Below are 23,409 nucleotides of genomic sequence, written 5' to 3'. Positions count from 1 at the left end.
GGCCTGACGGATGTCGGTACGCCATCCAGTCATCGCCATCACCGGGTCATCGGGCGCGGGTACCAGCACGGTCACTCGAACCTTCCAGCAAATCTTCCGGCGCGAGGGCGTCAATCCGGTCATTGTCGAAGGCGATGCCTTTCATCGCCATGACCGGGAGGAAATGAAGGTCGTCATGGCGCGCGAAGCAGCTGCCGGAAACGAGCACTTCAGCCATTTCGGCCCGGGCGCCAACCTGTTCGAAGAGCTCGAGGCCCTGTTCCGGCAGTATGGCGCCGAAGGCACCGGGCGCTCGCGCGCCTATCTGCACAACGACAAGGAAGCCGCGCCTTTCGGGCAACCCTCCGGCACATTCACGCCCTGGGAGGACATTCCGACGGGCACCGACATCCTGTTCTACGAAGGTCTGCATGGCGCAGTGAAAACCGACCGGATCGATGTCGGACAGCATGCCGACCTGCGCATCGGCGTCGTTCCCATCATCAATCTGGAGTGGATACAGAAGTTGCACCGGGACCGCGAACAGCGCGGCTACACGACGGATGCCGTGACCGACACCATCCTGCGCCGGATGCCGGAATACGTGCACTACATCTGTTCTCAGTTCGAAAACACGCACATCAATTTCCAGCGGGTACCGATGGTCGATACGTCGAATCCCTTCATCGCTCGCGGCATTCCGACGCCGGAAGAATCGATGGTGGTGATCCGCTTCGCCAATCCGCGCGGCATCGATTTCCAGTACCTGCTGAGCATGCTGCAAGGCTCCTTCATGTCGCGTGCCAACACCATCGTGATTCCGGGCGGCAAGATCGAACTGGCCATGCAACTCATCTTCACGCCGCTTATTCTTCGGCTGGTGGAAAACGGGCGCAAGGCGCGAGCGCGCTACTGAATTTCCGCCACGGCGCCCGCTGAAGGGCAGGATCAACACGGATTCCCTGTGCCCGGCGATCGGCGACGGTAACCCGCTTGTCAGACCCGCACCACTTCGGTCCGCCTCGTGCGAGTCCCGCGAGGCCGGACGCGGACAACCGGCGCACTTGCGGAACGCAGTGTGCTATCCAGAGGCCTTGTTTTCGCGGATAATTATGGGTTTTTCCGGCCGGAACCTGCCCTATGACCGCTTCGAACGCCGTCCCGACCATCACGCCCCGCGGGGGCTTCAATCAGATCACGGGTGCCATCCGTGCGCTGGCGATGGATGCCGTCCAGAAAGCCAACTCCGGCCATCCGGGCGCGCCGATGGGCATGGCGGAAATCGCCGAAGTACTGTGGCGCCATCACATGAAGCACAACCCGGCCAATCCGGACTGGGCCGACCGTGACCGCTTCGTGCTGTCGAACGGCCACGGTTCGATGTTGCTGTATGCACTGCTGCACCTGACCGGCTACGACCTGTCGATCGACGATCTGAAGTCATTCCGGCAGTTGCATTCGAAGACGCCCGGTCATCCGGAGCGTGGCTACGCACCGGGCGTCGAAACCACCACCGGCCCGCTCGGCCAGGGGCTGGCCAACGCGGTCGGCATGGCACTCGCGGAACGCGGCATGGCGGCGCAATTCAATCGACCCGGCCATGCTGTCGTCGATCATTTCACCTACGCCTTTGCCGGCGACGGCTGCCTGATGGAAGGCATCTCGCACGAAGCGTGCTCGCTGGCAGGCACGCAAGGTCTGGGCAAGCTGATCGTGTTCTATGACGACAACGGCATTTCGATCGACGGCCATGTCGAGGGCTGGTTTTCCGACGACACGCCGAAGCGCTTCGAAGCCTATGGCTGGCAGGTCATTCCGGCCGTCGACGGTCACGACAGCGCAGCCATCAACGCCGCGGTGATCGCGGCAAAGGCCGATCTTTCGCGACCGACGCTGATCTGCTGCCGCACGGTAATCGGCCTCGGTTCGCCGAACAAGGCTGGCGGCCACGACGTGCATGGCGCGCCACTGGGGGCCGCAGAAATCGAAGCGGCGCGTGCCTTCATCGGCTGGTCGCACGCCCCGTTCGACATTCCGGCCGACGTATATGAAGCATGGGATGCCCGTCCGGCAGGCAAAACGGCCGAAGCGGGCTGGAACGAGCGATTTGCGGCCTATGCGGCGGCCCACCCCGACCTCGCGTCGGAGTTCAAACGTCGCATGCATGGCACGCTGCCTGGCCATTTTGAGCAGGTCGTTGCAGACACGATCGCAAAGTTCGACGACAAGGCGGACAACATCGCCAGCCGCAAGGCGAGCCAGAACTGCATCGAGGCCTTCGCACCGGCGCTGCCGGAACTGCTCGGCGGCTCCGCCGATCTGGCCGGCTCGAACCTCACCCTGTGGTCGGGCTCGAAAGGTATTTCGGCCGACAACCCCGGCGGCAACTATATTTACTACGGCGTGCGCGAATTCGGCATGTCGGCGATCGCCAACGGCATCGCGCTGCACGGCGGCTTCATCCCCTACACGGCCACCTTCCTGATGTTCTCCGAGTACGCGCGCAACGCACTGCGCATGGCGGCGCTGATGAAGCTGCGCCAGGTGTTCGTGTTCACGCACGACTCGATCGGCCTCGGCGAAGACGGCCCGACCCACCAGCCGGTCGAACAGACCGCGACACTGCGCCTTATGCCCAATATGGACGTCTGGCGCCCATGCGACACGATCGAGTCGGCAGCCGCTTGGGCGCACGCACTCAAACGGGCCGACGGCCCCAGTTCGCTGATGTTCTCGCGCCAGAACCTGCCGCACGTGGCGCGCGACGCAGCAACGACCGCAGCCATCGCGCGCGGTGGTTACGTGCTGTCCGATGCGGCCGGCAAGGTGGAAGCCATACTGATCGCCACCGGCTCGGAGGTTTCGCTGGCGCTCGCAGCGCAGAAATCGCTGGAGGCGGAAGGCATCACCGTGCGCGTGGTGTCGATGCCGTCGACCACGGTGTTCGATCGCCAGGATGGCGCATGGCGTGAAACGGTGCTGCCGCGCGGCGTTCCGCGCGTGGCGGTCGAGGCCGGAGTGACCGATCTGTGGCGCAAGTACGTCGGCCTCGAAGGCGCCGTCATCGGTCTGGACCACTTCGGAGAATCGGCGCCGGCGGGCGAGTTGTACAAGGCATTCGGTATCACCGCGGACGCCGTGGCGCAGGCGGCACGACAACTGCTTGGCAGGTGATGCCAAATTTGGCGCAGCGCGGCCAAAAGCCGCGCCGCACAATCCAGAGCTTTTCTTGAATCCACACCCATCGGAAAGGAAGTTGCAGACATGACGATCAAGGTTGCCATCAACGGATACGGGCGCATCGGCCGCAATGTGCTTCGCGCACACTACGAGGGCGGCAAGCGCCACGACATCCAGATCGTCGCGATCAACGATCTTGGCGACCCCAAGACCAATGCCCACCTGACCCGCTACGACACCGCCCACGGCAAGTTTCCGGGCGAAGTGAGCGTCGACGGCGACTACATGGTGGTCAATGGCGATCGCATCCGCGTGCTGGCCAACCGCAATCCGGCGGAACTGCCGTGGGGCGAACTGGGCGTCGATGTCGTGCTGGAATGCACCGGCTTCTTCACGACCAAGGAAAAGGCGTCGGCCCACATCAAGGGCGGCGCGAAAAAGGTGATCATTTCGGCGCCGGGCGGCAAGGATGTCGATGCAACCATCGTCTATGGCGTGAACCACGGCGTGCTGAAGTCGTCCGACACGGTCATTTCGAACGCCAGCTGCACCACCAACTGTCTGGCGCCGCTGGTCAAGCCGCTGCACGACAAGATCGGTGTCGTGCATGGCTTGATGACCACCATCCACGCCTACACGAACGACCAGGTGCTGACCGACGTCTACCACGAAGACCTGCGCCGCGCGCGCAGCGCGACGATGTCGATGATCCCGACCAAGACCGGTGCCGCCGCCGCGGTCGGCCTGGTGCTGCCCGACCTGAACGGCAAGCTGGACGGCTTCGCGATGCGCGTACCGACGATCAATGTGTCCATCGTCGACCTGACCTTCACCGCCGCGCGCGCCACCACGACAGACGAAGTAAACGGCATCCTGAAAGCCGCTTCGGATGGCGAGCTCAAGGGCGTGCTGGGCTACAACGTCGAACCGCTGGTGTCGATCGACTTCAATCACGACGCCCGCTCGTCGATCTTCGACTCGACGCAAACGCGCGTCATGGGTGGCACGCTGGTGAAGGTGCTGTCCTGGTACGACAACGAGTGGGGTTTCTCGAACCGCATGCTGGACACGACGGTTGCATTGATGGCGGCCAGGTAAGGTCATCCGGATCCGGGCGGGGTGCGGGGCGGCAGCGTCCCTGCCCCGCTTCGCTTCGCCTTTTGCCGCCTTCACCCGCCCCACCTCGTATTCGCACCGTCAGAACCCCTTCACGCGCCTTTCGCAGAGGACACACGATGCTGTTCACACGACTTTCCGATCTTGATCTCAAGGGAAAGCGGGTTTTCATCCGCTCCGACCTGAACGTGCCGCAGGACGACGCCGGCAACATTACCGAAGACACCCGCATCCGCGCCTCGCTGCCAGCCATCCGCACCGCGCGTGACGCCGGCGCTGCGGTCATGGTGACGTCGCACCTCGGCCGTCCGACGGAAGGCGAACTGAAGCCGGAAGATTCGCTGGCACCGATCGCCCGCCGCATGTCGGAACTGCTCGGCTTCGAGGTGAAACTGATTGCGAACTGGGTCGATGGCGTCACGGTCGCCCCGGGCGAAGTCGTGCTGCTGGAAAACTGCCGCGCCAACAAGGGTGAGAAGAAGTGCGACGACGCGCTGTCGAGAAAACTCGCAGCGCTGTGTGATGTGTGGGTGAATGACGCCTTCGGCACCGCCCACCGGGCCGAGGCGACGACCTACGGCATGGGCCAGTACGCGCCTGTCGCCTGCGCCGGTCCGCTGATGGCGAGCGAACTTGATGCGCTGGGCAAGGCGCTCGGCCAGCCCGCGCGTCCGTTGGTGGCCATCGTCGCCGGCTCGAAGGTATCGTCCAAACTGACGCTGCTGGAAAATCTGGCCGACAAGGTCGATCAGCTCATCGTGGGTGGCGGCATCGCCAACACCTTCTTGCTGGCCGCCGGCAAGCAGATCGGCAAATCGCTCGCCGAAGCCGATCTGGTGGACGCCGCCAGGCGCGTGATGGCCAAGACGAAAGTGCCGCTGCCGGAAGACGTGGTGTGCGCCAAGGCATTTGCGGCTGATGCACCGGCAACGGTCAAGTCGGTCGACGACGTCGCGGCCGACGACATGATTCTCGACATCGGCCCGAAGGCGGCTGCCCGTTTGGCGGAGATGCTCAAGGCGGCTGGCACCATCGTGTGGAATGGCCCGGTCGGCGTATTCGAATTCGACGCCTTCGGTCACGGCACCGAAACCGTCGCGCGTGCCATCGCGGGCTCCAAGGCCTACTCGATAGCCGGTGGTGGCGACACACTCGCCGCCATCGCAAAATACGGCATCGCCGACCAGGTGAGCTACATCTCGACCGGTGGCGGCGCATTCCTGGAGTTCCTCGAAGGCAAGACACTGCCGGCGGTCGATATCCTGCTGCGCCGCGCCCAGGGCTGAAACAGCACGAAACGCGCAACACGCATAACAACAACGACATCACGAGGAGTTCGTCCGCCATGCACCGCTTCACCAAGATCGTCGCCACGCTCGGCCCCGCTTCCAGCGATCTCGCCACCCTGACCCGCCTCGTCGAGGCCGGCGTCGACGTGGTACGGCTCAATTTTTCGCATGGCAAGGCGGATGACCACCGCGCGCGCGTCGAAACGCTCGCCGTCGCCGCAGCCAGGGCGGGCCGTACGGTGGGCGTGATGGCCGACCTGCAGGGCCCGAAGATCCGCGTCGGCAAGTTTGCCGACAACAAGGTGATGCTCAAGGGCGGCCAGGCCTTCGTGTTCGACATCGAATGCACGCTGGGCGACGCGGGCCGCGTCGGCCTCGACTATCCGGAACTGGTGAATGACGTCGAACCGGGCGCCGTGCTGCTGCTCGACGACGGCCGTATCGTGATGGACGTCAAGTCGGTCAACACCACGCAGATTCACTGCACGGTGCGCCACGGCGGCGAACTGTCGAACAACAAGGGCATCAACCGCCAGGGCGGCGGCCTGTCGGCGCCGGCGCTGACGCTCAAGGACATGGAAGACATCAAGATTGCGGCGTCGCTGAATGTCGATTACGTCGCGGTCAGCTTCCCGAAAAACGGCGCCGACATGCGTCAGGCGCGCGAGCTGCTGCGCGCGGCCGGGTCGAACGCGCTGCTGATTGCCAAGATCGAGCGCGTCGAGGCGATTCCGGCGCTGGAGGAAATTCTCGATGCGTCAGACGGCGCCATGGTGGCGCGCGGCGACCTCGCGGTCGAAGTGGGCGACGCCGCCGTGCCGGCGATGCAGAAACGCATCATCAGGGTGTCGCGCGAAATGAACAAGCTGGTGATCACCGCCACCCAGATGATGGAATCGATGATCCACAGCCCGGTGCCGACGCGCGCCGAAGTGTCCGACGTCGCCAATGCGGTGCTCGACGGTACCGACGCGGTCATGCTGTCGGCCGAAACCGCGTCCGGCGAGTACCCGGTCGAAACGGTCGAGGCGATGGCGCGCATCTGCATCGAAGCCGAGAAATCCGCCGAGGTGAAGCTGGACCAGGAGTTCCTGACCCGCGTATTCACCCGCATCGACCAGTCGATCGCGATGGCCGCGCTGTTCTCCGCCTTCCACCTCAAGGTGAAGGCGATCGCCACGCTGACCCAGTCCGGCTCGACCTCGCTGTGGATGTCACGCCTGAACAGCGGCGTGCCGATCTACGCGCTGACACCGGAGGTGCGTACCCGCTACAAGCTGTCGATGTACCGCGGCGTCACGCCGCTGATGATCAAGCTCGATCCGGAGGCCGACCGCGACCGCATGCTGGTCGATGCCGAAGCCGAACTGCTGCGCAGCGGCGCCGTGCAGGTGGGTGACCTCATCGTGTTGTCGTTCGGCGAGCCGATCGGCGTGCCGGGCGGCACCAATACACTGAAAATCGTCAAGGTCGGGGAGTATCGTCAACTTTCGACCGTTATCTGATCCAGCCAGGAGAATTGCCATGCCCATGGTTTCCATGCGCCAGTTGCTCGACCACGCCGCCGAATACGGCTACGGCCTTCCGGCTTTCAACGTAAACAATCTCGAACAGGTCCAGGCGGTGATGAGCGCGGCCGATGAAGTCGGCGCGCCGGTCATCCTGCAGGCCAGCGCCGGGGCCCGGAAGTACGCCGGCGAAAGCTTCATCAAGCACCTGATCCAGGCCGCCGTCGAAGCGTACCCCCACATTCCGCTGGTGATGCACCAGGATCACGGTCAGTCGCCGGCGATCTGCCAGGGTGCCATCGACCTGGGCTTCGGCTCGGTCATGATGGACGGCTCGCTGAAGGAAGACGGCAAGACGCCGGCCTCGTTCGACTACAACGTCGAGGTCACCCGTCGCGTGGTCGACATGGCGCACAAGGTCGGCGTCACGGTCGAAGGCGAACTGGGCTGCCTCGGTTCGCTGGAAACCGGCATGGCCGGCGATGAAGATGGTCACGGCGCCGAAGGCAAGCTCGACCACTCGTCGCTGCTGACCGATCCGGAGGAAGCCGCACAGTTCGTCAAGGCGACTCAGCTGGACGCACTGGCCATTGCCATCGGCACCAGTCACGGCGCCTACAAATTCACCCGCAAGCCCACCGGCGACATCCTCGCGATCTCGCGCGTGAAGGAAATCAACAAGCGCATTCCCAACACGCACCTGGTGATGCACGGCTCATCGTCGGTGCCGCAGGACCTGCTGGCCATCATCAACCAGTACGGCGGCAGCATGAAGGAAACCTACGGCGTGCCGGTCGAGGAAATCCAGGAAGCGATCAAGTACGGCGTGCGCAAGATCAACATCGACACCGACATCCGTCTCGCAATGACCGGCGCGGTGCGCAAGTTCCTGGCCGAGAACCCGGACAAGTTCGACGCCCGTGAATGGCTGAAGCCGGCCCGCGAAGCGGCCAAGCTCATCTGCAAGGAACGCTATCTGCAGTTCGGTTGCGAAGGCCAGGCAGGCAAGATCAAGGCCATTCCGCTGGACGAGATTGCCCGCCAGTACGTCAGCGGAAAACTGGCGCAGACCGTCACCTGACCTTCCCCGCATCCCGCAACGAAGACCGTACCCGGAACCGACATGGCCGACGCACTGTTCGAATCCCGCATCAACAGCCTGCCGCTGATTGCCCGTGGCAAGGTGCGCGACATTTACGCCATCGATGACGCGACGATGCTCATTGTGACGACCGACCGCCTGTCGGCGTTCGACGTCATCCTGCCCGACCCGATTCCGGGCAAGGGCAAGGTGCTGACTGCCGTGTCGAACTTCTGGTTCGGCATGCTGGCCGGCGTGTCGCCCAACCACCTGACCGGCATCGCGCCGGAATCGGTGGTCACCGCCGACGAGCGTGATCAGGTCGAAGGCCGCGCCATCGTCGTGCGGCGGCTCAAGCCGCTGCCGATCGAAGCGGTGGTGCGCGGCTACCTGATCGGCTCCGGCTGGGGCGACTATTCGCGCACCGGTGCGGTGTGCGGCGTGGCGCTGCCGCACGGCCTGCGCATGGCGTCGAAGCTGCCGGCCCCGATCTTCACGCCGGCCACCAAGGCCGCCGTGGGCGATCACGACGAAAACATCAGCTTCGAACAGACCGAGGCGCTGATCGGCAAGGCGCTGGCAGCGCAGGTGCGCGATACGGCGATCGCGCTGTACAGCGCGGCATCGGACTATGCAAAGAGCCGCGGCATCATCATCGCCGACACCAAGTTCGAATTCGGTCTCGATCCGGACGGCAAGCTCATCCTGATCGATGAGGCGCTGACCCCGGATTCGTCGCGCTTCTGGCCGGCCGACCAGTACCGGGAAGGCGTCAATCCGCCGTCCTTCGACAAGCAGTTCGTGCGCGATTACCTGGAAACGCTGGACTGGAACAAGAGCGCGCCCGGACCTTCGCTGCCGGCCGACATCATCGAGCGCACCGGCGACAAGTACCGCGAAGCACTGACCCGCCTGATCGGCTGAGCAGCCTCTTCTCCCGGTCCCCGAGGTCCCCTCAGGTTCCCGTTCGCGTCTCGCCTGCCGGGTCGGTCAGCGGTTTTGCCGGCACGAAACCCTGCAGGGTGAAACAGAAGGTTGCGCCCTTGCCGGGCGCGGCCTGCACGCTGACCCGGCCACCGTGGCGCTCGACGATGCGCTTGACGATGGCCAGCCCGACGCCGGTGCCGGGAAACTCCTCGGCGCCATGCATGCGCTGGAACACCCCGAACAGACGATCGGCATACAGCGGATCGAAGCCGACCCCGTTGTCGCGCACGCAGATCGCCGGCTCGCCATCCTGCATCTCGACGAACAGCTCGATCAGCGGCTGTTCCGCATGCACCGAAAATTTCAGCGCGTTGCCGATCAGATTCGCGAACACCTGCCGCAGCATCGCGTTGTCGCCGCTGACCTGCCCCAGCGGCGCGACGGTGACGCGCGCGACCGGATACTGTTCGAGCAGCTCTGCGGCGACCGAACGCACCAGCTTGTCGAGCCCGACCTCGGCATGCGCCATGTCGATGCGCGCCATGCGCGAGAAACGCAGGATGTCGTCGATCAGCTGGCCCATCCGGTTCGATCCGCGCTGGATGCGCTGCAGCATGTCCCGGCCTTCGTCATCGAGCGTTGCTGCAGCGTGCTCGGTCAGCAGATGAGCGAAACCATTGATGGCGCGCAGCGGGCTGCGCAGGTCGTGCGACACCGAATACGAGAAGGCCTCAAGCTCGTTGTTGGCCTGTTCCAGCAAGGCCGTGCGTTCCGCAACGCGCCGTTCCAGCGACTCGTTCAGCTCCCTGACCTGGCGCTCGCCGCGCGCCCGTTCGATCGCCAGTTGCGCAATGTCGACCAGCCGCTGCACCAGGTTCTCGTCCGAACGTCCCGGTCGCCAGGGCCGGCGATGACAGATCACCAGCGCACCCAGCGCAATGCCGCCCGGCCCGGCCAGCGGCAACGCCCACAGTGCGTTCAGGCCTTCCCCGGCCAGCGCGGCACGATGCGCGTCCGCACCCGGCGCGTCAATATCGTCGAGAACCAGCGGCGGCGCAGCAGCGCCGGATGGCAGGGGTAGCCGGGCCAAGGCGGTGCGGAAACCTGCCGACAGGCCGGGCGCCACCACGTCGACGCTGTTGGCTGCCGACGCGCCGCAGGTGAGCACGGCCACCCGCGAATCTTCGTTCAGCAGTCCTTCGACCAGCACGGCCAGCCGCGAACTCACATCGGCCAGGGGTACGCCGGCAGCGATCCGCGCCAGCAGCTCGCGTTCGGCCAGATCGACCTGCTCCAGCCGCTTGCGCAGTGAAATGTCGCCGATGGTGCCGACCACCCGCGTGCTGCGACCTGCCGCATCACGCTGCGCAACGCCGCGCACCATGAACCAGTGATAGGTGCCGTCGGCGTGGCGCATGCGCAACTCAAGCTGGAATACGTCATGGCCGCCGCCCAGCAGGTCGTCCATCATGGCGTCCCAGCCCGGTTTGTCCGTCTGATGGATGCCCGCAACGAAATCCTTCACCGGCATGCGGCGACCACCGCCGTCGTAGCCCATGATGTGAGACAGGCGCGGCGACACGTACAGCTCGTCGCTGCCGTTGATCCATTCGGCCAGCCCTTCGTTCATACCGCGCAACGCCAGAGCGTAGCGCTGTTCGCTGGCGCGCAGCGCCCGTTCGGCGCGGATGCGCGCCGTCAGGTCGGAGTAGGACGCCACCACGGCATACGGCCGGCTGGCACCGGCATGGAACAGCGGCTGCGTCGTGACCGACAGCCAGCGCACCGGACTGCCGGCGTGGCCGGTGCCGATCACCACCTCGCGCAGCGGCTGGCCATCGGTCAGCGAATGCATCACCGGATGCCGGGCATTGGGAAGCGCCCGGCCCTGTTCGTCGAACAGGCGCGCCTCGGCGTGCCCGCCGGGCAGACCGGCGTGCGCATCGTCCAGCCAGGTGCAGCCCTCGGCGGCGCGATTGCGGGTCAGCACCTTCGCCTGTGCGTCATACAGCACCACCGATTCGGACAACGCGCCGAGCAGCACGCGGAAGCGCTCTTCGCTGGCGATCAATGAACGCTGCGCCTGCTTGTGCCCGGTGACGTCGTGGCAGACGACGAACAGTGCCACCCGGCCGGCGAATTCGTCCGGGCGGCCGCACACCGACAGCCAGCGCACATTGCCGTCGGCACGCCGCACGGGCAGTTCGACATCATCGAAGCCGTGACCGGTCGCCAACGCAATGCCGAGACGTTCCCGGTCATGCGTCTGGGCACAGAACTCGCCCAGCGCACGGCCAAGCAGGCTGCCGCGCGGCTCGCCCGCCAGATCCACCATGGCGTCGTTGGCAAACAGGATTTCGCCGCCCGGCAGCGCGCAGACGCAGATCGACAGCGGAATTGCCTGCACGATGTCGTGGTCGGCCGAATCGGCCTCGGCGGGGGCAGGCACCTCTGCCTGCGTCGCCACAGGCGTGCTGCGACGCACCCGCAGCAGCAACGCCGCGCAAACCGCACACCAGATCGCCCAGGCTGCCTGCAGCGGCAGCGCGTCGGGCCCTATCCACCACGCAGCAGGCAGCCACAGCGCGCACACGCACGCCAGCACAGCGCCGGCCGGGCCACGCAGGATGGTCGCCGCCTGCAGTCTTGAATGAGGGCTGTCCTTCAAAAGCATCCGCTCCGTTGCGGCCGGGACATCGGGCCAACCTGCAGACTACCGACTGTCGCCATGCCGAAAGACTGGAACAGAGCAGGCAAGCGTGCGCAATTGCCCGAATGACTGCACGCCACCGGCTTGCGTTGTAACAATGCCCATCGCGCGCGCTTGACTACACTGTGTTAAACCTGAAAACCTTGTTTGACCGCTTGAGATACTGATGACGGCTTGCGCCCCCGCGACTTTCCGGTCTTTCCCGGGCTTCACCCTCCAGGTGAGAGCGCTTCGTCCTCGCGCCTTGCCGAGCACCCCGCCAACCATGCCCCTCATCTTTCACTGAGCGTCGATCAACTGAGGTTTTCAGGTTAATGAACGTTCGCAAACTTCGGGGCCTCGGCGCCAAACTCGCCCTGTCGGCTGCGCCGTTCGCGCTGCTGGCACTGCTGTCGGTCACGCTGACGTTGTGGGTTTCATGGCAACTCGACGGTGGCGCGGCCGCGGTCAACGAGGCGGGCCGCATGCGCATGCAGGCCTACCGGCTGTCGCTCCTGGTCAGTCGCCACGAACAGGACGCGCTGCCGGGTGCCATCGAGGCATTCGAGCGCAGTGTCGCGCTGCTGCGCAACGGCGACCCGGAACGCCCCCTTTTCGTGCCGTGGGACGACGCCGTCCGTGACCGTTTTGCGCGCGTGGAATCCGGCTGGCAGCAATACCGCACCACCTGGCTGGACAAGCCACCTGCCCGGTTGCAATCCCTGGGCACCGACACGGCGGCCTTCAACGCAGACATCGACCGGCTGGTATCGGGCATCGAAGCGCACATGTCACGCTGGACGGCACTGTTGCATCTGTTGCAGCTTGCAACAATCACCATTGCCGTTCTGGGCGCCACCGTGCTGCTGTATGTCGGCTACCTGTTCGTACTGGAACCCGTCGGACAGCTCAAGCAGGCGATAGAGCGCATCCAGTCGGGCGATCTGGGTGCCCGGGTCGAACGGTCGACCGATGACGAGTTCGGCACGCTGGCCGATGGCTTCAACGGCATGGCAGACCAGATCCAGGCCATGTACCGAAACCTCGAAGCCAAGGTGATTGCCAAGACGGCGGAACTGCAGGAGAAGCGGGAGCGCCTCGAAGCGCTTTATGAGGTCACTTCGCTGATCGCCACCGCCCGGTCGCTCGACGAACTGGCGCAGGGCTTCGTCGGCTATGTCGCACGGGCGCTCCATGCGGACGGAGTGGGCCTGCGCTGGTCGGACGAATCGAACCGGCGTTTCCTGATGCTGGCTTCACAGGGCCTTCCGGATTACATGACCGAGGGCGAGCGCTGCCTGAAGGCGAACGAATGCCACTGCGGTGTGCCCGACGCTTCGCCGCACGCGCGCATCATCCCGATCCGTTCGATGACGCCGGGTGGCCTGCAGTACTGCGCCGAAGCCGGCTTTGAAACGCTGGTGTCGGTACCGGTGCGTCTCAAGGACAGGGTGATGGGCGAGGTCGATCTGTTTTTCCATGCCGAAATCGTTCTTTCACCTTCGGCACGCTCACTGCTCGAGGCACTGACCACCCATCTGGCCAGCGGCATGGAAAACCTGCGCCTGACTGCGCTGAGAAACGAAGCCGCGGTGTCGCAGGAGCGCAACTTCCTGGCCAGCGAACTGCACGATTCGATCGCCCAGTCACTGGCCTTCATGAAGATGCAGCTGGAAATGATGCGCGGCGCACTGGCCGAACGGGATACCCTGCAGACGGAGCGCATCCTGGGCGAACTGGACGCCGGTCTGCGCGAAAGCACGGGCGATGTGCGCGAACTGCTGCTGCACTTCCGCACCCGCACCAACGCCGAAGACATCGAGGGCGCCCTGCTCGGTACGCTGCGCAAGTTCGAACATCAGAGCGGCGTCCACGCAACGCTCAGCATGCGCGATCACGGCATACCGCTGCCGCCGGACATACAGATCCAGGTGCTGCACATCGTGCAGGAAGCCCTTTCCAACGTGCGCAAGCACGCCCGCGCCGGCCAGGTCTGGCTCGACGTGAAGCAGCAGCCGTTGTGGGTTTTCGAGGTGCGCGATGACGGCTGCGGATTCGATGTCGGCCATGGTGCGGCAGACGAAACGCATGTCGGGCTGCGCATCATGACGGAGCGCGCCGAGCGCATCGGCGCCCGGGTGGAGGTATTCTCGACGCCGCAGCGCGGCACCTCCGTGGTGCTCACCCTGCCACCCTCGACCGAGCTGTTCGAGAGGGCAACTGCCGCGGAAACCTCTGAATCATGAATGACCGCACACTGCGTGATGCCGGCTCACCGATCCGCATCCTGCTGGTCGATGACCACACGCTGTTCCGGCGCGGCCTCACCGCGCTGCTGTCGCGCGACCCCGGACTGCAGGTGGTCGGCGATGCGGCTGACGCGGGCGAGGCGCAGCGGCGTGCCGCAAGCCTGCAACCGGACATCATCCTGCTCGACAATCATCTGCCCGGCGTCAGCGGCATCGACGCGCTGCCGTCGCTGCACGAAGCCGCGCCGCACGCACGCATACTGATGCTCACGATCAGCGAGGACGAGAACGATCTGGCCGCCGCACTGCGGGCAGGTGCCTGCGGCTACCTGCTGAAAACCATGGAAGGCGAGGCACTGGCCAGTGCCATCCACCGCGCGATGCGCGGCGAAAGCGTCGTCGCGAACGAAATGACCGGCAAGCTGGTGGCCGTCTATCGCCAGGCCGCCGCGACGCCGGCGCCAGCCAGCGAGGCGCCGGCTGCCGGGTATGCGGCCGGCAATGGCGCACTGTCGCCGCGTGAAACCGACATCCTGCGCGGCATCGCCCGCGGCGACAGCAACAAGCAGATCGCCCGCGATCTGGGCATCGCCGACACCACGGTGAAGATTCACGTACAGCACATCCTGCGCAAACTCGGCGTTTCTTCGCGGGTACAGGTCGCCGTCATCGCCGTGGAACGCGGCCTGACCTGAGCCGGGGCGGCCGCGATGGGCGTCGCCTGACGCCCCCTCGCGTCGATCCGGCAGGATGGATGTCCCGTGCCGGCTTGATCCTGCTCAACTTCCGTTGTATTTTTTGCGCCGTAGTTCTTCGGAACGATGGGTGCATACCGGCAATAGTTCTTCTGCCATCGACTTCACGTCCGACGGACGGATGTTGTCATCCCGACCGACTGCCTACCATCGTCGCAACGACAAGGGAGGGTTCAGTCATGACCAGGAAAGGGCAGGCGCTATCGGTGCTCATCGTCAGCACCCTGGCGTTCACCGTGTGTTTCATGGTGTGGATGATGTTCGGCGTGATCGGCATACCGATCAAGAAGGCGCTTGACCTGAATGCCACGCAGTTCGGACTGCTGACCGCAACACCGGTACTGACCGGCTCATTGGTGCGGGTGCCACTGGGCATCTGGACCGACAAGTACGGCGGCCGCATCGTGATGACCCTGCTGATGGCGGCCACCGTGCCGGCCATCTGGATGATGAGCTACGCGACTGAGTACTGGCACTTCCTGGTCATCGGTCTGTTCGTCGGCCTGGCCGGCGGCTCCTTTTCGGTCGGCACACCCTATGTCGCTCGCTGGTTTCCCAAGGGGCAGCAGGGCTTCGCAATGGGCATCTACGGCGCCGGCAACTCGGGCGCCGCGGTCAACAAGTTCGTCGCCCCGGCTTTGCTGGTCGCCTTCGGCTGGACCATGGTGCCGCAGGCCTACGCCGCCATCATGCTCGGCACGGTCGTCATCTTCTGGCTGTTCAGCCACAGCGACCCCGCGCATCTGGTGCCGAGCAATGTGCGTTTCATGGATCAGCTCAAGGCGCTGAAGGATCCGCGCGTCATGAAGTACTGCCAGTACTACAGCATCGTGTTCGGCGGCTATGTCGCATTGAGCCTGTGGATGGTGCAGTACTACGTCGGCGAGTACGGCATGGAAATCCGCTCCGCAGCACTGCTGGCCGCCTGTTTCTCGCTGCCCGGCGGCGTGCTGCGTGCGGCCGGCGGCTGGCTCAGCGACAAGTACGGCGCGCACAACGTCACCTGGTGGGTGCTGTGGGTGAGCTGGATCTGCCTGTTCCTGCTGAGCTATCCGCAGACGCACTTCACCATCGTCACGGTCGACGGTCCGAAGACCTTCGACATCGGCCTGAACGTGTATGCCTTCACCGCGCTGATGTTCATCCTCGGCATCGCCTGGGCGTTCGGCAAGGCCAGCGTATTCAAGTACATCAGCGATGACTACCCGGCCAACATCGGCACCATCAGCGGCATCGTCGGCCTGGCCGGCGGCCTCGGCGGCTTCGTGCTGCCCATCATGTTCGGCGCCCTGGTCGATCTGACCGGCATACGTTCCAGCGCCTTCATGCTGATGTACGCCGTGGTGTGGGTGTCGCTGATCTGGATGTATTTCACCGAAGTGCGCCGCACGCGGCTGATGGGGGAGGCGAGCGGTGTGCAGAGTTGATTCGTTGGGCATCGCTGCGCTCACCCCAACCTACGAGGGCCCGCCCATGCACAGGACTTATTCGCAGGGGATCGCTGCGCTCACCCCCAACCTGCGGGAGCCCGCCCATGCAAAGGACTGATTTGTTGGGCATCGCTGCGCTCACCCCAACCTGCGGCGAATCTGCCGGCGCGCAAGGCTGACACCTAACTTCCGACGAGAGGATCATCATGAACACGAAAACCCGCGGCGGCACCATCGAGGACTGGCGTCCGGAGGACGAGCAGTTCTGGGAATCCACCGGCAAGAAGATCGCCTACCGCAACCTCTGGATATCGGTTCCGGCCCTGCTGTGCGGATTCGCCGTCTGGGGCATGTGGGGCATCATCACCGTACAGATGCTCAATCTGGGCTTTCCGTTCAGCAAGGACGAACTGTTCACGCTGACCGCCATCGCCGGCATCGCCGGTGCCACCATGCGCATCCCGGCCTCCTTCCTGATCCGGCTGGCCGGGGGCCGCAACACCATTTTCCTCACCACCGCGATGCTGCTGGCACCGGCCGTCGGCACCGGGGTTGCGCTGCAGCACCCCGAATGGCCGCTGTGGGTGTTCCAGCTGATGGCGCTGTGGTCGGGCGTCGGCGGCGGCAACTTCGCCAGTTCGATGTCCAACATCAGCACCTTCTTTCCGAAGCGGCTGCAGGGCACGGCACTCGGCCTGAATGCCGGCCTCGGCAACTTCGGCGTGACGACGATGCAGATCGTCATTCCGCTGGTCATGACGGTCGGCCTGTTCGGTGCCTTCGCAGGCGAGCCGATGACGCTGGTGAAGGACAGCGGCTGGATCTTCGGCAAGATCGCCGCCGGCACGCCGACCTGGATACAGAACGCCGGCTTCGCCTGGGTGCTGTCGCTGGTGCCGCTGGCCATCCTGTGCTGGTTCGGCATGAACAACCTGAAGACGGTGTCGCCGAATACCGGCAACCCGATCGTCGCGTTCTCCAAGATCACCTATCTGTACACGCTGGCTTTCGTGCCCGCGATGTTCATGCTGTGGCTCTACCTGCCCGCCCCGACCGGTCTCGGCGTACTGAGCATGTGGGTCGCGATTCCGCTCGACATCATTCTGGCGCTGCTGGTCATGAAGGTGGCCGCCTTCGGTGAAATGAAGGAAGGCGTGAACAAACAGTTCGCCATCTTCAGGAACAAGCACACCTGGTCGATGACGGCGCTCTACATCGTCACCTTCGGCTCCTTCATCGGCTTTTCGATGGCGCTGCCGCTGGCCATCACCGTCATCTTCGGCACCAGCCACGTACCCGATGCCGCCGGCGTCATGCAGCACACGCTGAAGAACCCGAATGCGCCGTCGGCACTGACCTACGCCTGGATCGGCCCCTTCGTTGGCGCCGCCGTGCGCCCGATCGGCGGATGGATATCGGACAAGGTCGGCGGCTCCATCGTCACCCAGGTCATTTCAGCCGTCATGGTTGTCGCCTCGGGCGCAGTCGGCTACGTGATGATGCAGGCCTACGGCTCGGCCACGCCGGAGCAGTACTTTCCGGCCTTCATCGGCCTGTTCATCGTGCTGTTCACCGCCACCGGCATCGGCAACGGCTCGACCTTCCGCACCATCGGCGTCATCTTCGACCGCCAGCAGGCCGGCCCGGTGCTCGGCTGGACTTCGGCGGTCGCCGCCTACGGCGCCTTCATCGCACCGGTGGTCATCGGCGAACAGATCAAGGCCGGAACCCCGGAAATCGCGATGTACGGCTTCGCCGCCTTCTATGCCATCTGTCTGGTCCTCAACTGGTGGTTCTACCTGCGCGCCGACGCGTACGTGAAGAACCCCTGACCCGCACATGCTGCCATTCCGAACGTCACACGGAGAAAACTGATGAGCCACTTTCTAGACCGCCTGACCCACTTCTCGAACCCGAAGGAGAGCTTTTCGGGTGACCACGGTATCGCCACCGGCGAAGACCGCAGCTGGGAAGACGCCTACCGCGATCGCTGGGCGCACGACAAGATCGTGCGTTCCACGCACGGCGTGAATTGCACCGGATCCTGTTCCTGGAAGATTTACGTCAAGGGCGGCATCGTCACCTGGGAAACGCAGCAGACCGACTACCCGCGTACCCGCTGGGACATGCCCAACCACGAACCGCGCGGCTGTGCGCGCGGCGCCAGCTACAGCTGGTACCTGTACAGCGCCAACCGCGTGAAATACCCGATGGTGCGCGGCCGCCTGCTGAAGAGCTGGCGCGAAGCGCGCCTGGCGCACGGCCCGGTCGAAGCCTGGGCCTCCATCGTCGAGAACGACGCCAAGCGCCGCGACTACCAGCAGGTGCGCGGCCTCGGTGGCTTCGTCCGCTCGAGCTGGGACGAGGTGAACGAGCTGGTCGCCGCCGCCAACGTCTACACCATCAAGAAGCACGGCCCGGACCGCATCATCGGCTTCTCGCCGATTCCGGCGATGTCGATGGTGAGCTATGCCGCAGGCAGCCGTTACCTGAGCCTGATCGGCGGCGTCTGCATGAGCTTCTACGACTGGTACTGCGACCTGCCGCCGTCCAGCCCGCAGATCTGGGGCGAACAGACAGACGTGCCGGAATCGGCCGACTGGTACAACTCGACCTACATCATCGCCTGGGGCTCCAACGTGCCGCAGACGCGCACGCCGGACGCGCACTTCTTCACCGAAGTCCGCTACAAGGGCGCGAAGACGGTTGCGGTCACCCCCGACTATTCCGAAGTTGCCAAGCTGGCCGACATCTGGATGAACCCGAAGCAGGGCACCGATGCCGCGGTGGCGATGGCGATGGGCCACGTCATCCTGAAGGAGTTCTACTTTCCGGAAAACGGTGAGCGCAGCCCCTACTTCGACGACTACGTGCGCCGCTACACCGACATGCCGATGCTGGTGATGCTCAAGGAGCACACGCTGCCGAGCGGCGAGGTCATCATGGTGCCGGACCGCTATGTACGCGCATCCGACTTCAACGGCAAGCTCGGTCAGGCCAACAACCCCGAATGGAAGACGGTCGCCTTCGACGACGAGGGCAAGGTCGTGCTGCCGCACGGCGCCATCGGTTTCCGCTGGGGTCCGGACGGACGTGCCGACGAGGGTCAGTGGAACCTCGAAGCGAAGGAAGCACGCCACGGCAGCGACGTCACGCTGAAGCTGTCGCTGCTCGAAGGCGACACGCCGAGCGGCGAAACCGCGAAGGTGGGCTTCCCCTACTTCGGCGGCATCGTCAGCGAACATTTCCCGCACAACACGCAGACCGACGTGCTGGTCCGCACCGTACCGGTGCAGCGCATCGCACTGGGCAAGGCGGGCGAAAAGCGCGAAGCACTGGTCGCCACGGTGTTCGATCTGCAGGTCGCCAACTACGGCGTGGCACGCGGCCTGCCGGGTGAGCTGGCAGCGAAGGACTTCGACGACGACACGCCCTACACGCCGGCCTGGCAGGAGCGCATCACCGGCACGCCACGTGCGCAGCTCATCACCGTGGCGCGCCAGTTCGCGGAGAACGCGCACAAGACCCACGGCAAGTCCATGGTCATCATCGGCGCCGCGATGAACCACTGGTATCACAGCGACATGAACTACCGCGGCGTCATCAACATGCTGATGATGTGCGGCTGCATCGGCCAGAGCGGTGGCGGCTGGGCGCATTACGTCGGCCAGGAAAAACTGCGCCCGCAGACCGGCTGGACGGCACTGGCGTTTGCACTCGACTGGATACGCCCGCCGCGGCAGATGAACAGCACCAGCTTCTTCTACGCGCACACCGACCAGTGGCGCTACGAAAAGCTGGGCATGGAAGAAGTCATTTCGCCGCTGGCCGACGCAAAGATGTACGGCGGCAGCATGATCGACTACAACGTGCGCGCCGAACGCATGGGCTGGCTGCCGTCGGCACCGCAACTGCAGACCAATCCGCTGCAGGTGGTGAAGGACGCCACCGCGGCCGGCCTGGACCCGAAGGCATACGCGGTCAGGGGGCTCCAGGACGGCACGCTGAAAATGAGCTGCACCGACCCCGATCACCCGGACAACTGGCCGCGCAACATGTTCGTGTGGCGCTCCAACATCCTCGGTTCGTCGGGCAAGGGCCACGAGTATTTCCTCAAGCATCTGCTGGGCACCAGCAATGGCGTGCAGGGCAAGGACCTCGGAATCGAAGAGGCCAAGCCCACCGAAGTCGTCTGGCACGACAAGGCACCCGAAGGCAAGCTGGACTTGCTGGTGACGCTCGACTTCCGCATGAGCACCACCTGCCTGTATTCCGACATCGTGCTGCCCACCGCCACCTGGTACGAGAAGAACGACCTCAATACCAGCGACATGCATCCCTTCATCCACCCGCTGTCGACGGCGGTCGATCCGGCCTGGCAGTCGCGCAGCGACTGGGACATCTACAAGGGCTTCGCGAAGAAGTTCAGCGAAGTGTGCGTCGGGCACCTTGGCGTCGAACGCGAACTGGTGCTGATGCCGCTGATGCACGACAGCCCGTCCGAGCTGGCACAACCCTTCGACGTGAAGGACTGGAAGCGCGGCGAATGCGAATTGATTCCCGGCAAGACCGCACCGAATCTGGTCGTCGTCGAGCGCGACTACCCGAATGTGTTCAAGCGCTTCACCGCGCTCGGGCCGCTGATGGCGAAGGTTGGCAACGGCGGCAAGGGCATTGCGTGGAACACGCAGACCGAAGTGAAGCAGTTGGGCGAACTGAGCGGCCTGGTCACCGCCGAAGGCGTGACCTGCGGCATGCCGAAGATCGAAACCGACATCGACGCGGCCGAAGTGGTGCTGATGCTGGCACCGGAAACCAACGGCCACGTCGCCGTCAAGGCGTGGGAAGCGCTGGGAAAACAGACCGGGCTCGACCACACCCATCTGGCGATACATCGCGAAGACGAGAAGATCCGCTTCCGCGACATCCAGGCACAGCCGCGCAAGATCATCTCCAGCCCGACCTGGAGCGGCATCGAGTCGGAAACCGTGTCGTACAACGCCGGCTACACCAACGTGCACGAAATGATCCCGTGGCGCACGCTGACCGGGCGCCAGCAGTTCTACATGGACCATCCGTGGATGATCGCCTTCGGCGAAGGCTTCAGCAGCTACCGCCCGCCGGTGGACCTGAAGACCACGGCCGGCATCCAGGGCATCAAGCCGAACGGCAACCCGGAGATCGCGCTCAACTTCATCACGCCGCACCAGAAGTGGGGCATCCACTCGACCTACACCGACAACCTGCTGATGCTCACGCTGAGCCGCGGCGGTCCCTGCGTGTGGATGAGCGAAGACGACGCGAAACGCGCCGGCATCGTCGACAACGACTGGATCGAGCTGTTCAACCTCAACGGCGCCATCGCGGCGCGCGCCGTGGTGAGCCAGCGGGTCAACCCGGGCATGGTGCTGATGTATCACGCGCAGGAAAAGATCGTGAACACGCCGGGGTCGGAAATCACCGGCGCGCGCGGCGGCATCCACAACTCGGTCACCCGCATCGTGCTCAAGCCCACGCACATGATCGGCGGCTACGCGCAGTTCAGCTACGGCTTCAACTACTACGGAACCATCGGTACCAACCGCGACGAATTCGTGGTGGTACGCAAGATGAAGCGGGTCGACTGGCTCGACGACGAAGCGGCTGCGGCCGATACGGCTCACGCCTGAGGAGAACGGATATGAAGATAAGAGCCCAGATAGGCATGGTGCTGAATCTCGACAAATGCATCGGTTGCCACACCTGCTCGGTCACCTGCAAGAACGTGTGGACGAGCCGCCCCGGCATGGAATACGCCTGGTTCAACAACGTCGAAACCAAGCCCGGCATCGGCTACCCGAAGGAATGGGAGAACCAGGACAAGTGGCAGGGCGGCTGGGTGCGCCGTGCCGACGGCAGCATCGCGCCGCGCCAGGGCGGCAAGTGGCAGCTTCTGATGAAGATCTTCGCCAACCCGCACCTGCCGGAAATCGACGACTACTACGAGCCCTTCACCTTCGACTACGAACACCTGCAGTCGGCGCCCGAAATGAAGGCCGCGCCGACGGCACGACCGCGCAGCCTGATCACCGGCAAGCGCATGGAAAAGATCGAATGGGGTCCGAACTGGGAAGAAATCCTCGGCGGCGAATTCAGCAAGCGTTCGAAGGACAAGAACTTCGACGAAGTGCAGAAGGACATCTACGGCCAGTTCGAGAACACCTTCATGATGTACCTGCCGCGGCTGTGCGAACACTGCCTGAACCCGGCCTGTGTCGCGTCGTGCCCGTCGGGCTCGATCTACAAGCGCGAAGAAGACGGCATCGTGCTGATCGACCAGGACAAGTGCCGCGGCTGGCGCATGTGCGTGTCCGGCTGTCCGTACAAGAAGATCTATTACAACTGGCAGTCGGGCAAGGCCGAAAAGTGCATCTTCTGCTACCCGCGCATCGAAGCGGGCCAGCCCACCGTGTGCTCGGAAACCTGTGTCGGTCGCATCCGCTACCTCGGCGTGCTGCTGTACGACGCCGACCGCATCCAGGAAGCGGCGTCGGTCGAACACGACCGCGACCTGTACCAGGCGCAGCTCGACATCTTCCTCGACCCGAACGACCCGAAAGTGATCGAACAGGCGCGTGCCGACGGCATCCCCGACGCGTGGATGGAAGCGGCCCGCCGCAGCCCCGTCTACAAGATGGCGGTCGAATGGAAGGTGGCGCTGCCGCTGCACCCGGAATACCGCACGCTGCCCATGGTGTGGTACGTGCCGCCGCTGTCGCCGATCAGCGCCGCCGCCAACGCCGGCCAGGTCGGCATCAACGGCGAGATTCCGGACGTGAACCAGCTGCGCATCCCGGTGAAATACCTCGCCAACCTGCTGACCGCCGGCGACACGCAGCCGGTGGTGCGCGCGCTCGAACGCATGCTCGCGATGCGCGCCTACCAGCGCGACAAACACGTCAACGGCCGCATCAACCACGGCGTGCTGCAGCAGGTGCAGATCACGCAGGCCGAGGTCGAGGACATGTACCACGTGATGGCGATCGCCAACTACGAAGACCGCTTCGTGATCCCGAGCACGCACCGCGAATACGCCGAAAACACCTTCAACGTGCGTGGCGGCTGCGGCTTCACCTTCGGCAACGGCTGCTCCGAAGGCACGAGCGAAACCAGCCTGTTCGGCGGCGACAAGAAACGCACCATTCCCATCAAGGCGGAGGTCTGACC

General features: G+C 64.5%; 14 protein-coding genes. 13 read left to right on the top strand and 1 reads right to left on the bottom strand.

Going from position 1 to position 23,409, the window contains the following annotated elements:
- Positions 1–10 precede the first annotated feature (10 nt).
- The 7 genes from Q8Q80_RS05450 (at position 11) to Q8Q80_RS05420 (ending at position 9,077) form a co-directional block, all read left to right on the top strand.
- Positions 11–895 carry a phosphoribulokinase gene (locus Q8Q80_RS05450; RefSeq protein WP_305631952.1) on the top strand — a complete coding sequence of 295 codons (885 nt, stop codon included), beginning with the start codon at positions 11–13 and terminating at the stop codon, positions 893–895.
- Positions 896–1,119: 224 nt separating this feature from the next.
- Positions 1,120–3,153, top strand: coding sequence for a transketolase (gene tkt, locus Q8Q80_RS05445; RefSeq protein ID WP_305631951.1), 2,034 nt, complete (start codon positions 1,120–1,122; stop codon positions 3,151–3,153).
- A 90-nt stretch (positions 3,154–3,243) separates the two neighbouring features.
- Entirely contained in the window at positions 3,244–4,257 is a 1,014-nt protein-coding gene (gap, locus tag Q8Q80_RS05440; RefSeq protein ID WP_305631950.1) for a type I glyceraldehyde-3-phosphate dehydrogenase, read from the top strand.
- A gap of 137 nt (positions 4,258–4,394) precedes the next feature.
- Positions 4,395–5,561, top strand: coding sequence for a phosphoglycerate kinase (locus Q8Q80_RS05435; RefSeq protein WP_305631949.1), 1,167 nt, complete (start codon positions 4,395–4,397; stop codon positions 5,559–5,561).
- 59 nt (positions 5,562–5,620) lie between these two features.
- A complete protein-coding gene (gene pyk / locus Q8Q80_RS05430; protein WP_305631948.1) occupies positions 5,621–7,069 on the top strand; it encodes a pyruvate kinase in 1,449 nt (482 codons plus the stop codon).
- A 19-nt stretch (positions 7,070–7,088) separates the two neighbouring features.
- A complete protein-coding gene (gene fba, locus Q8Q80_RS05425; RefSeq protein ID WP_305631947.1) occupies positions 7,089–8,153 on the top strand; it encodes a class II fructose-bisphosphate aldolase in 1,065 nt (354 codons plus the stop codon).
- A gap of 42 nt (positions 8,154–8,195) precedes the next feature.
- Positions 8,196–9,077, top strand: coding sequence for a phosphoribosylaminoimidazolesuccinocarboxamide synthase (locus tag Q8Q80_RS05420; protein WP_305631946.1), 882 nt, complete (start codon positions 8,196–8,198; stop codon positions 9,075–9,077).
- A 31-nt stretch (positions 9,078–9,108) separates the two neighbouring features.
- Here Q8Q80_RS05420 and Q8Q80_RS05415 read toward each other — a convergent pair whose 3' ends face one another.
- Complete coding sequence (locus Q8Q80_RS05415; protein ID WP_305631945.1) at positions 9,109–11,748, bottom strand: ATP-binding protein; 2,640 nt, start codon at positions 11,746–11,748, stop codon at positions 9,109–9,111.
- A 356-nt stretch (positions 11,749–12,104) separates the two neighbouring features.
- Here Q8Q80_RS05415 and Q8Q80_RS05410 point away from each other — a divergent pair, with 356 nt between their 5' ends.
- The 6 genes from Q8Q80_RS05410 to narH all read left to right on the top strand — a co-directional run bounded on the left by Q8Q80_RS05410 (position 12,105) and on the right by narH (position 23,407).
- Positions 12,105–14,015 (top strand): type IV pili methyl-accepting chemotaxis transducer N-terminal domain-containing protein, encoded by a 1,911-nt coding sequence (locus Q8Q80_RS05410; protein ID WP_305631944.1) that lies wholly within the window; start codon positions 12,105–12,107, stop codon positions 14,013–14,015.
- Positions 14,012–14,713, top strand: coding sequence for a response regulator (locus tag Q8Q80_RS05405; RefSeq protein ID WP_305631943.1), 702 nt, complete (start codon positions 14,012–14,014; stop codon positions 14,711–14,713). Before Q8Q80_RS05410 ends, Q8Q80_RS05405 begins: the two co-directional genes overlap by 4 nt.
- Positions 14,714–14,952: 239 nt before the next feature.
- The gene (locus Q8Q80_RS05400) at positions 14,953–16,200 is read left to right on the top strand and encodes a nitrate/nitrite transporter (RefSeq protein WP_305631942.1); all 1,248 of its coding nucleotides are present in this window, start codon (positions 14,953–14,955) and stop codon (positions 16,198–16,200) included.
- 209 nt (positions 16,201–16,409) lie between these two features.
- Entirely contained in the window at positions 16,410–18,035 is a 1,626-nt protein-coding gene (locus Q8Q80_RS05395) for an MFS transporter (protein ID WP_305631940.1), read from the top strand.
- A 42-nt stretch (positions 18,036–18,077) separates the two neighbouring features.
- On the top strand, positions 18,078–21,872 hold the full coding sequence (locus tag Q8Q80_RS05390) for a nitrate reductase subunit alpha (protein WP_305631939.1): 3,795 nt from the start codon (positions 18,078–18,080) through the stop codon (positions 21,870–21,872).
- A gap of 11 nt (positions 21,873–21,883) precedes the next feature.
- Positions 21,884–23,407: a nitrate reductase subunit beta gene (gene narH, locus Q8Q80_RS05385; RefSeq protein WP_305631938.1), complete on the top strand. Its 1,524-nt coding sequence runs from the start codon at positions 21,884–21,886 to the stop codon at positions 23,405–23,407.
- Positions 23,408–23,409: the final 2 nt, after the last annotated feature.

The organism is Methyloversatilis sp. (assembly GCF_030698125.1).
GTDB lineage: Bacteria > Pseudomonadota > Gammaproteobacteria > Burkholderiales > Rhodocyclaceae > Methyloversatilis.
This window is presented reverse-complemented; position numbering and strand designations above follow the sequence as displayed.

Coding starts and splice junctions, on each gene's coding strand:
- Q8Q80_RS05410 (WP_305631944.1), top strand. CDS start 12,105: ATGAACGTTCGCAAACTTCGGGGCCTCGGCGCCAAACTCGCCCTGTCG.
- gap (WP_305631950.1), top strand. CDS start 3,244: ATGACGATCAAGGTTGCCATCAACGGATACGGGCGCATCGGCCGCAAT.
- fba (WP_305631947.1), top strand. CDS start 7,089: ATGCCCATGGTTTCCATGCGCCAGTTGCTCGACCACGCCGCCGAATAC.
- pyk (WP_305631948.1), top strand. CDS start 5,621: ATGCACCGCTTCACCAAGATCGTCGCCACGCTCGGCCCCGCTTCCAGC.
- Q8Q80_RS05405 (WP_305631943.1), top strand. CDS start 14,012: ATGAATGACCGCACACTGCGTGATGCCGGCTCACCGATCCGCATCCTG.
- Q8Q80_RS05420 (WP_305631946.1), top strand. CDS start 8,196: ATGGCCGACGCACTGTTCGAATCCCGCATCAACAGCCTGCCGCTGATT.
- Q8Q80_RS05450 (WP_305631952.1), top strand. CDS start 11: ATGTCGGTACGCCATCCAGTCATCGCCATCACCGGGTCATCGGGCGCG.
- Q8Q80_RS05395 (WP_305631940.1), top strand. CDS start 16,410: ATGAACACGAAAACCCGCGGCGGCACCATCGAGGACTGGCGTCCGGAG.
- Q8Q80_RS05390 (WP_305631939.1), top strand. CDS start 18,078: ATGAGCCACTTTCTAGACCGCCTGACCCACTTCTCGAACCCGAAGGAG.
- tkt (WP_305631951.1), top strand. CDS start 1,120: ATGACCGCTTCGAACGCCGTCCCGACCATCACGCCCCGCGGGGGCTTC.
- Q8Q80_RS05435 (WP_305631949.1), top strand. CDS start 4,395: ATGCTGTTCACACGACTTTCCGATCTTGATCTCAAGGGAAAGCGGGTT.
- Q8Q80_RS05400 (WP_305631942.1), top strand. CDS start 14,953: ATGACCAGGAAAGGGCAGGCGCTATCGGTGCTCATCGTCAGCACCCTG.
- narH (WP_305631938.1), top strand. CDS start 21,884: ATGAAGATAAGAGCCCAGATAGGCATGGTGCTGAATCTCGACAAATGC.